Annotated in this window: 3 protein-coding genes and 1 pseudogene; all 4 read right to left on the bottom strand. The window is 40.1% G+C overall.

What is annotated here, in order from left to right; genetic code table 11:
- Positions 1 to 875, bottom strand: an 875-nt coding sequence (locus AC06OU_RS06895; RefSeq protein ID WP_475854878.1) for a M20 metallopeptidase family protein, incomplete at its 3' end; no start/stop codon positions are given.
- Positions 872 to 2,104: an allantoate amidohydrolase gene (locus AC06OU_RS06890; protein WP_475854876.1), complete on the bottom strand. Its 1,233-nt coding sequence runs from the start codon at positions 2,102 to 2,104 to the stop codon at positions 872 to 874. The genes AC06OU_RS06895 and AC06OU_RS06890, both read right to left, overlap by 4 nt.
- 11 nt (positions 2,105 to 2,115) lie before the next feature.
- Complete coding sequence (locus AC06OU_RS06885) at positions 2,116 to 3,303, bottom strand: hypothetical protein (protein ID WP_475854875.1); 1,188 nt, start codon at positions 3,301 to 3,303, stop codon at positions 2,116 to 2,118.
- Positions 3,304 to 3,579: 276 nt separating this feature from the next.
- Positions 3,580 to 3,836, bottom strand: a pseudogene (locus tag AC06OU_RS06880) (transposase).
- Between the last annotated feature and the right edge of the window lie 304 nt (positions 3,837 to 4,140).

Here is a 4,140-nt window from a genome sequence, read left to right as displayed (position 1 = left end):
TAAACTACTTCTGCTGTTGCTCCGTAAATGGCTGCCACATTTTCTGCATAGTCTTTAATGCTCTGTTCCATGTGATCACGAGTTTCGGGGTGGAACGTACGAACTGTTCCTTCAATTTCTGCATTTTCAGCAATAACATTGAACCTAGTACCAACAATCATTTTTCCGATTGTTAGTACCGCTGGACTTTGTGGATCGATAGTGCGCGAAACGACCGTTTGAACGTTCATCACAAAGGAAGAGGCTACAAGGGCAGCATCAATACATGCTTCAGGAATAGCGCCATGCCCACCGCGACCTTTGAACTTTACAGTAAAAAGATCGGCTGCAGCAAATGAAGGTCCAGGTGTGCAGGATACTTTACTTGTCGGCATTTGTGACCAAATATGTATACCGAATACATTGTCCACACCTTCCATAGCACCTTGTTCAACCATAGCTTTAGCACCTTGAGCAATTTCCTCTGCCGGTTGGAAAAGCAAGCGAACCTTTCCAGGCAGCTGGTCCTTCACTTCAGATAATGCCTTAGCAGCAATTAGTAGCATAGACGTATGAGCATCGTGTCCACAAGCGTGCATTTTTCCTTCTATTTTAGATGCGTACGGCACATTATTTAGCTGCTGTACCGATAGAGCATCCATGTCGCCGCGTAATGCCACAGTTTTTCCATCAGTTTTGCCATAGATTTCTGCGATAACTCCTGTAGGCTCTGTTTTACGATAAGAAATACCTAGCTTGTCTAAATAGTTACAAATAAATTCTGTAGTTTTAAACTCTTCAAAAGATAATTCTGGCTCACTATGCAATTTCCTACGTAATTCAGTTAGCTCTTCACTGCTGTTTTTTATGGATTCCTTAATTTGAGTGTTAATCATGCTGTTCCCTCCGTTAGTCGTAATACTGTTTCATATAAAATAGTTGCTCCCTTAGCAAGGTCCTTAGTATCCGACCACTCTTCCGGGCAATGACTTAGACCATCCCTGCTAGGGATAAAGATCATCCCACATGCAGTATAATCAGAGAAAATCATGGCATCGTGACCTGCTCCACTACTAATCTGGCAATAGGAGATGTCTAGTTTCTCGCATGCCTCTGTTAAAAGAGAGTGAACTTCTTTGTCCATAACCTTTGGCGTCGTGTGAAGCAACTGCTCAGCGACGATTTGCACGTTCGAGTTATTTTTAGATTCAATTAGTGCCATTACCTTATTAATTGCTTGCTGAACTTTTTCCTCTTCTCCTGAACGTATATCTACTGAAAAGATGGCTTTGCTTGGAATTACATTAGAACCGTTAGGGAAAACTTCTAATTGTCCAGTAGTAATAACGGTCCCATGTCCTACTTCTTCAGCAAGCTTTGGAAATGCGGAAATGATTTGTGCAGCTGTGACTAATGCGTCGGCTCTTTTGTCCATAGGCGTCGTACCTGCATGACCGGCTCTGCCTTGAATAGTAACCTCTAGCTGAGTTAGACCAACAATAGCATCCACAACACCTATAGATATGTTTTTTTCTTCTAAAATAGGACCTTGTTCAATATGTAACTCCAAAAAAGCTTTAATCGTTTTCGGGTCACGGTATTTTTCCTTAGTAAAATCTAAACCAATATTAGTCATGGCTTCTTTTACTGAAACTCCGTTTTTGTCTTTGATGGATTGAAAATCATCTTCAGACAATAACCCCATCATTCCCCTAGAGCCCATTAGCCCACCGCCAAAGCGAGAACCTTCCTCCTCGACCATTGCAATGACCTCCAGCGAGTTAACTGGCTGGATTTGCTGTTCCTGAAATAAAGCGGCAACTTCTAACCCAACTACAACGCCAGCCGCGCCATCGTATGCTCCACCGTTTGGTACAGAGTCAAAATGAGAGCCAACTATAACCGATGGTGCACTTGGATCGCGGCCTTCGAGTTTTCCAAAAATATTCCCGAGGCCATCCTCTGAAACAGTTAAGTTATAATTTCTCATCATGTCTTTTATATAGTTTCTAGCTTCCAAATCTTCTTTTGAATAAGTTAATCTTGTTACCCCTGCTTTTGGGGTAGCTGTATATTGACTTAAAAGGTTGATATGCTGCTCTATTCTTAGTTGATTGGCTATCATTCTATCACTCCTTATAAGAATCCTACGAAGATACCAGCGAGTACAACAGATACAATTGTTACACTAATGAATCCCCCAACTAGCATTGGTGGGAGCATGTGGCTAGTTAAAACTTCTCGTTCCTTCTCATCCTCGGTTAAGGCCTTGATCACTTCGTTTGTAATAATGTAGTCTGCAGGAAAACCGTAAAGTGCAGTTAAGGAAACAGCAAACGCCATGTTTTTACTTACCTTTAATATCTTTCCGATGATGAATGAGAATATGTACATACCAATTACTCCTAAGATGATCGTACCGACTAACGGATATAGGATTTCCATAATCATAGAAGGAGTTGCATTTTTTAAAGCGTCGAAAACAAAAAGCATTAAAACTAGAATACAAATACCGAAGCTGTTTGCCTTTTGAAGTACATTGCGTTCTAAGAAACCGATGCTTCCTGAGATAATACCGAATAATAAGCAAAGAACAAAGGGACTAATTTCAATAATAGGGTTTAAAAGTGTAGAAACCCCATAGGCTAGGAACCCGACAAAGGCCAGTCTAAATAGCTTGAAATAATCCGTATTGTATTTGGCAGGTAGCTTTTTAAACATTTTAAGTTCTTCTTTTGTATCCTCCGTTGAATTTTCCACATTTCCGTCAATAGTTAGTTCTCCCTGACGGAATTTGTTTAAAAGATACTTACCTTCTTTCTTGAGAACAATTGACGTGAGGGGATACCCTGCAAATCCTTGCATGACATAAATAACGATGGCAAACACAGATAAAGTAGTGAGCCCTGCATTTGCGGCACCTTCTGACATGATTAAAGCAGAAACAACACCACCAACCAAGGGTGGAATCGCCACAACAACTGTTTCAAAATCAAATAATAGAATACCAATTGTGAATAGCGCGACAATTATACCTAGAATTCCAGCTAAAGATATTAAAATAGTTTTCCATTGTTCCTTTAACTGTTTAAGAGAAAGAAGTGTCCCCATATTTGTAATTAGCAAATAGATCATCATAGTTGCAACTACAGGTGGCACTCCTGCTATAGATACAATTTCTTTTGGGAAAAAAGTCCAATAGCCAATGATAAAAAGGACGGCTGAAACGAAAACAGAAGGAATCCAAGCCTTTGTCCGAGTGGAGACCAACTCTCCAATAAATAAAATAGCGATAACGAGAACCAAAGCGACCATTTGTGGCATAATTTTCCGTCCTTTCAGATAATAAAGAATAATCAATAGATTAACATAAAACTTTACTAGAATAAAGTATATAATATATTTTAGAATAATTAATTTATTTAAGTATAAATGTAAGTGTTTTCATATAGAAATAGGAAAAGGGCATTCCATTTTTATTGGAATGCCCTCAGAGTGTAGACAAAAGGGTTGGAAATCGTTTCGATTTCCAACCCTTTTGCTATTATCACAGTTTACAATCTGGAAAAAGAGCTAATTCAGCTCTCGATTTTGTTTGTTTTACGCCATTTTTGGCGTTTTCCAGGTCCAGTTGGCCAACTTCTTAAGATTTAAGGCAGCAAAAGTTAGCATCGCCTGCATGGACAATTTTTTAAGACCCTTTAAGGTTGTCCATCGCATTCCATGCTTTCTTTGGCATCGGCAAAGACACGCTCGATCGTCTCTTTTCGCTTCCCGTAAATTTGTTTCATTTCATAGCAATGACGTAAGTACTCAGCTACATCCAAATAGTCTTGCCAGATATGACATTGAATCACCTTTTGTTTATTCTTACTCTGCGTTCATTGGTTTGATTTTTCGTCATCATATCCATCACCTCATTCATTTTATAGGAGGCCCCGTTGATTGGAGCGAAGAACGGCGACTCCAGCGGGAACAGCGCGAGCTGAAGACCCTGGACTGAGCTCAGCGAGGGAAGCGGCTGAAGCCGTGCCCGCGGAAAGCGTCCGTTCGTAGCGGAAATCAACTCTCCCTCGCGTTACTTCTATGTTAAAAGAAAAAAGACTGTAGGCAAACTCCATATTTTTTGGAGTTTGTCTACAGTCTGAGGGCATTCCATTT

This window comes from Psychrobacillus sp. (assembly GCF_056205495.1).
This window is presented reverse-complemented; position numbering and strand designations above follow the sequence as displayed.

Coding starts and splice junctions, on each gene's coding strand:
- AC06OU_RS06890 (WP_475854876.1), bottom strand. CDS start 2,104: ATGATAGCCAATCAACTAAGAATAGAGCAGCATATCAACCTTTTAAGT.
- AC06OU_RS06885 (WP_475854875.1), bottom strand. CDS start 3,303: ATGCCACAAATGGTCGCTTTGGTTCTCGTTATCGCTATTTTATTTATT.